Genomic DNA, 5,503 nt, shown 5'->3' with positions numbered 1-5,503 from the left:
AGGTGGTCAATTACCTAATTTTCAGGGAAAAAATCCCTAAATTTTCCCCCCAATCACTCCAATGGTAGGCACTTTTTCAGGGAAAAAAAGTCTAAAAGCCTTATCCAACAAGGTTTTTAGATTTATTCAGCAAACCCTACTTAGTCGAAAACGCTGTAACCAAATAAAAAACCTCGGTGTCCAGCCGAGGTAGCGCTAAGTTATGTAGGAGAACTCAAGCAAATCTGTCAATGGGGCAAACCCAAACCCCGAAAACTTTTTTAAGCTAGTCAGCCCAGTTTTTCACCGTTGTCTCGGACTAAGGGAATCATATTTTGTCTGATACTCCCCGAAACAATCTGAACTGGCTTGGTGTCTTGGCTGTTTTGCTTTAACTTTTAGCTCATGTAAATAAATGTAACAATATTTTTACGAATTGTAAAGAAGAATTGACAAAATAAAACTTATATGTAACATAAGCTAAGTTAATATTTTTCGCCGATCGAAGCTAGGGGGGTAATAATAGAGAGATTGGTTCACTAGCGTGACAAGGTGTACCCAGAATGTCCTATTTGTTTTTGTTCCCACTATTCACCGCTGCCTTGGCTGCCTATTTCTGGCAGCAGTCCAGCGATGAGATCGCTTATCTGGCCAGTGCCGCCACGGTAATTAGTTTAGTGTTGAGTCTGGTTTTAGCTCCTTGGCAGATTCAGCTATTAATTCTCTTGACAGTTGTGATTGTCGTCACCTTTTTATGGCAAGGACGAGAAGAGCAGAAGAATCTCCCCGTCCCCACTCCAGAAACCGCCGGCGAGAAAAAGTATCGTGGCGCCACCTATATCGAGCCAACAGTCACCGAGGCTCCTGTCAAGGAGCGAGGAGGTAAATATCGCGGTGCGGAGGTTAAAATCACCAATAATCCGACGGTGGCTAACCCAATTCGCTCCTCATCTCTCAAATATCGCGGCGCTGGTTCAGCAAACAAGGACCAGTAATCAGTTATCAGTTATCAGTTATCAGTAATCAGTTATCAGTAATCAGTTATCAGTTATCAGTTATCAGTTATCAGATTTGAGTTTTAAGTGAGTAGTATTAAATAGAAGTTTCCTACTGTCTTTTCACTGTTTACTGTTTATTGTTCACTGTTCACTGAAACTTCCCACCTATCTACTGGTCTTGAATATAAGGCTGATTATTTTTGATACAATTGTATGCCTTTTGTAACTCGATTCCCAGATAACCGATATGTTCGGGAATAATTGCGGGATTGGTAGCGGCAAGCTCGCGGATTAATTTGAGGGGATTTTTGCCTTGATAACAAGCGACAACTTCCCCGCTGCCGGGGGTAGTTTGTTGGACGAGAATTTGTTCTTTTTCCACAGAAATCAAAAAGTTACCGCTAGGGTCAAAAAAGTCGCGCTGATTGACAATTTTATCGTACTGGGTGGCGATTAATCGTTCGACATTCTCCCAAGTATCATCGTATATATGGGCCGATTGACTAATAGTAATCAATGGACCCAAGGTTAAATTATACTGGGAGCGTTGATTGATTTCTTGGCAAATATGTTGCTGTAAAGCGCGCAATCCCATGGCATTTGCCGGCCAAGCGGCAAACATATCATTACTTCTAAATATTGCGGTGAGAGATAATTCATTTTCCACCACTCGCACCCAAATATGATTTAAACAGGGACTACCTCCCTTTTCGTGGTCTTTCACATCCCAGAGGGACATAACTGCACTGGCTGCGTCAATTTCTGAGATTAATTTATTAATAACCTGTGCAATTTGGTCTCTGCCAAACCAAGAGCGCAATCTTTGACCGTAGGTGTATTTAACTCCTTGGTGTATAGGGGAATCATCGAGAATTTGTCCGATATATTCGGTGAGAAAAGCTCTATCTATAGGCAAATAATTAGGTTCAGGAAAATAAAAGTCTGGGGGTTCATTGGTGACAACGGCCATTAAGTCAATTAATTCTTGCCATTTACCATCATATCCTGTCGGTCTAATTGTGCCGGTGGTTTTAATCTTTTGGAGAATTTTTACCCAAGTTTCAGCAATAGTTTTTCCTTCAATGCGATGACCGTATCTTGTCCCGGGTAGCAAAGAAGGAAGATTTTCTGAGATAGGAAAGGTTAATGGTTTTCCCCAAGTTGGTAAGGGGGATTGTTTTGCATAATTTTTGACAGTTTCAATCGCTTCTGGGATGGATTTAACTGGTTGATATTGAATTGATTGACGCAATTTTTCGAGAATTTCTCGGTCAATTTCTTTGTCAATATATCCAGTGGTAGAAGAATTAATTAGCCAACATTCTTTACCTGTGTCACTTTTTCCTAACTGGAATCCTTGACTAAAAAAATCTAGCAAACATTGACAGCTACCGGAGTTCTTATCTTCCTTAGTTGCGTTGAGAATAACTAAGTATCTAACGTGGGGATTTGCTATTAAGTTTCTCAGCAGGGGACTAATTCCTCTGGTGGGACTATAAAGATTACCAATCACCGCGTATTGGTCGGGATTTAAATGTTTAGCAAGGGACTGTTTTACTGTCCATCCCGTGATAATTGCTGTTTGGCCGTGACCGCAGATTAATTGATTGGGTTTATAGTGGGGTTGGTAGGTGAATTTAGGGGTGGTTTCTGTACTAAGCATGGATTTAAATTAATCGTTCAAGATAATTAATAATATTTCGGTGAAGGTTTTCTATTGTATCACTACCATCCAGTTGTAAACAATTATCTTTATATTCTTTAAATATCTGGATAAACATTTGACGAACTTTCATTAATTTTTCTTGTTTTTCGTACACTTCTGTGATGGCTCTGTTTTTAATTCTTGCTAGAGAAATATCGGGAAGAACATCGATATAAATAACTATATCTGGATTGGGAAAATGTTGATTTAACTGCCGCACAAAAGCAAATTCTTCGGGATTATTGCAATTGTAGGCCAGGGAAGAAAAATAATAACGAGTAGTGATAACGTGGGTTTGTTCTTGGTGAATAAGTTTAAAAACGCCATCGTGATCATTATATAAGTGATCATGGCGATCAGCTGCAAATAAATAGGCCATTTGTCGGTCAAATTGATTTTGATCTTTGATAGAAATAAGATTAGTTTGCATTATTTCTCGAATCAAACGACCGATAACTCCCTCGGAAGGTTCCGGACTTAAAACTGCTTTTTCCCCTCGCTTTAAAAAATATTCTTGTAAGAGTTTTGCTTGGGTACTTGTTCCCGATCCGTCAATACCTTCAAAGACAATAAATTTCGGTTTCATCATTTAATCTTCCTTCTCAATCTAATTATCTGAATAATTGTTTTAGCCAAGTTAACCAAGATTTTTTCGGGGGGATTAATTGCGTCATTTCTCCGATAATCTCTCCCATACTTCCCCAAGTATAAATATTTTTATTGAGGGATTGTATGGTTAAATTTTCTTGGAAAGCTAAACTGATAATACTAATCATTTCTGCTGCTTGATTACCGACTATTTGCGCTCCCAGTATTTTACCATCTTGTCGGTAGATTAATTGACAAAATCCCGTGGTTTCCCCCCAGATTTGCTGTGGGACCATATTTTTAATTGGATAGTTGATCATCTTTACCTCCTTACCATAGCTGTCCTGGGCTGCTTTTCCAGTTAAACCCACCCAAGCAATAGCAGGATCGAAAGCAATAAATGAGGGAATTTGCTCGGGATTAAAGTTAAATTTTTCTCCCGTGAGCAGATGCTTGACTAACCCAAAAGTAGCCCGGTGATTTAAAGTAGGATCGGGATAATTATTTCTGAGCAAATTTAGGGCATAAATGCGGGAATTATCGGTTTGGAATTGCTGATTAACCCTAATTAATCCCTCCTCTAGTTTAACTCCCACCCCGGCCAAATTTAATCCCTGTTCATTGACTTGATAATTACCGGCAAAAATGAGATCATCAACTTCGATAACACGATTGCCTAATTGTAACCATTTTTGACCCTCGATCGCTTTCACTTGACTAGGACAATAGCCGGGTAAAATCTTAATTCCTTCCGCTTCTAAAATGGCAGTAACTAAATGGCAGATTTCCCGATCAATATCCGGCAGTAGATAATTATTCTCGATAATTAAGCTAATTTCTTTCCCCAAACGTCGGAGAATTTGCGCTAAACTCACAGCCATGCTGCTGTTACCAATAATCGCTAAATGTTGTCCCAACTTGTCTAAATTTGGCTCTTGCCAAAGGGTTTGAGCGGTAAAATAATTAACCTCATCTAAGCCGAAAATTTTCGGGACTTGCAGATAAAAACCCGTGGCGATAAGATAGTGTTTAGCCAACAATTGCCGACCATTAACCACAAATCCTAAATGGGGCAACCGAACAAATTCCCCCCCACCCGGGATAACATCTATTCCTTCCGTGGCTAATCTCGCTAAAGAATGATGTTTATTAATAGTTTTATCTACTTCCTCTAACCATTGCCGCAACTGTTGCCATTGGGGATAAATGGCCGTTTCTTGCCAATGATTCAGCAGTTTATAGAGATGGATAATTTGGCTGTAGCCCTTGCTAAAAATGTCCTCAGATGCCTCTAAATTGCCGCTATAAGGCTGTTGCACTAAAGCCACCCTTTTTTTGAGGTGAACAGCCAACAAAGCCGCTTCTATCCCCGTAGGAGTGGCACCAATAATTACTAAGTCGTAAACCACAAATATAAAGTAAAAAGTCAAAAGTCAAAAAAGGTGTTGGGGGTTTTGGGGTGTTAGGGTGTTAGGGTTTAAGGGTTTTAGTTGAAATTCCCCCACTTCCCCACTTCCCCCCGCAACGCGCACGAAGTGGTCTCCCCATTTCCCCATTCCCCCACACCCCACACCCTACACCCTACACCCTCTTTCAAGTCAGGAGACAGTATTCAGGAGACGGTATTCAGGAATCGGAAACTTAACACTTAAGTAGGGCTGGCTGAATAAATCTAAAAACCTTGTTGGGTAAGACTTTTAGACCTTTTGTCAATCAAAAAGTACTGGATCTGGGAGTGATCGGGGGGAAATTTAGGCACTTTTTCGGTTCTTCGTTACTTGGTATGGTTCGATAGGGGGGCATAAATCGACTAAATCCTTATCTGGTAAGAGACTTAATGGATTAGTTCGCTCTAGATCAAAAACAATTGTCAAAAATCGCTAAATGCCTTTCTATATAAGGGTTACATCCCTTATAACCCCCGTCCATTGCATAACACAAACCGAAGAGCCACTTTTTCCCTGAAAATTAGGTAATTGGCCACCTCAAAACTGGTAAAACCCCACACCCCACACCCCACACCCCACACCCTGCCCCCAGGAAAAACTTTTTGCCGCAAACCCTATATAAAAACCCACATTCCGCACCCTAAGTGTCACAACGTCTCAAAAGAGGAAGATGCCTGAGTCAAAATACTTATCTAGAGGAGTGAGTTGGCGGCAAGCTGCCACCAACTAAGCCGAAAATTTCAGGGTTCCCCCAGTCATTCTCAACAAGCACTGTTTATTGAGAA

Annotated in this window: 7 protein-coding genes; 3 read left to right on the top strand and 4 right to left on the bottom strand. The window is 40.5% G+C overall.

Translation table 11 applies throughout. The features are described 5' to 3' along the window. Positions 1-542: 542 nt before the first annotated feature. Entirely contained in the window at positions 543-974 is a 432-nt protein-coding gene (locus tag O9332_RS24945; RefSeq protein WP_002758794.1) for a DUF4278 domain-containing protein, read from the top strand. Between the two features lie 172 nt (positions 975-1,146). On the opposite strand, the gene O9332_RS24940 is transcribed toward O9332_RS24945, so the two are convergent. Genes O9332_RS24940 through O9332_RS24930 form a run of 3 tightly spaced genes read right to left on the bottom strand, consistent with a single transcriptional unit; the run spans position 1,147 to position 4,679 of the window. Continuing rightward, positions 1,147-2,640 carry a thymidylate synthase gene (locus O9332_RS24940; protein WP_002758795.1) on the bottom strand — a complete coding sequence of 498 codons (1,494 nt, stop codon included), beginning with the start codon at positions 2,638-2,640 and terminating at the stop codon, positions 1,147-1,149. Positions 2,641-2,644: 4 nt separating this feature from the next. Next, positions 2,645-3,268 carry a dTMP kinase gene (gene tmk, locus O9332_RS24935; RefSeq protein ID WP_043999041.1) on the bottom strand — a complete coding sequence of 208 codons (624 nt, stop codon included), beginning with the start codon at positions 3,266-3,268 and terminating at the stop codon, positions 2,645-2,647. 25 nt (positions 3,269-3,293) lie between these two features. Next, complete coding sequence (locus tag O9332_RS24930) at positions 3,294-4,679, bottom strand: dihydrolipoyl dehydrogenase family protein (protein WP_288027794.1); 1,386 nt, start codon at positions 4,677-4,679, stop codon at positions 3,294-3,296. Positions 4,680-4,760: 81 nt separating this feature from the next. Between O9332_RS24930 and O9332_RS24925 the strand changes: the two genes are divergently transcribed. Further along, complete coding sequence (locus tag O9332_RS24925; RefSeq protein ID WP_288027793.1) at positions 4,761-4,922, top strand: hypothetical protein; 162 nt, start codon at positions 4,761-4,763, stop codon at positions 4,920-4,922. Between the two features lie 99 nt (positions 4,923-5,021). On the opposite strand, the gene O9332_RS24920 is transcribed toward O9332_RS24925, so the two are convergent. Beyond that, positions 5,022-5,144, bottom strand: a complete 123-nt coding sequence (locus tag O9332_RS24920; RefSeq protein WP_288027797.1) for a hypothetical protein — start codon at positions 5,142-5,144, stop codon at positions 5,022-5,024. Between the two features lie 102 nt (positions 5,145-5,246). On the opposite strand from O9332_RS24920, the gene O9332_RS24915 reads away from it, so the two are divergent. Then, a complete protein-coding gene (locus O9332_RS24915; protein ID WP_288027796.1) occupies positions 5,247-5,396 on the top strand; it encodes a hypothetical protein in 150 nt (49 codons plus the stop codon). Positions 5,397-5,503 lie beyond the last annotated feature (107 nt).

Origin of the sequence: Microcystis sp. LE19-10.1B (assembly GCF_027530565.1) — a bacterium.
Classification (GTDB): Bacteria; Cyanobacteriota; Cyanobacteriia; order Cyanobacteriales; family Microcystaceae; genus Microcystis; species Microcystis aeruginosa.
Note: the sequence above shows the minus strand (reverse complement) of the source record. Positions and strands in the feature narration are given on the sequence as shown.

Bases quoted from the DNA above. Each gene is read 5' to 3' on its own strand.
- O9332_RS24940 (WP_002758795.1), bottom strand. From the start codon at position 2,640: ATGCTTAGTACAGAAACCACCCCTAAATTCACCTACCAACCCCACTAT.
- O9332_RS24945 (WP_002758794.1), top strand. From the start codon at position 543: ATGTCCTATTTGTTTTTGTTCCCACTATTCACCGCTGCCTTGGCTGCC.
- tmk (WP_043999041.1), bottom strand. From the start codon at position 3,268: ATGAAACCGAAATTTATTGTCTTTGAAGGTATTGACGGATCGGGAACA.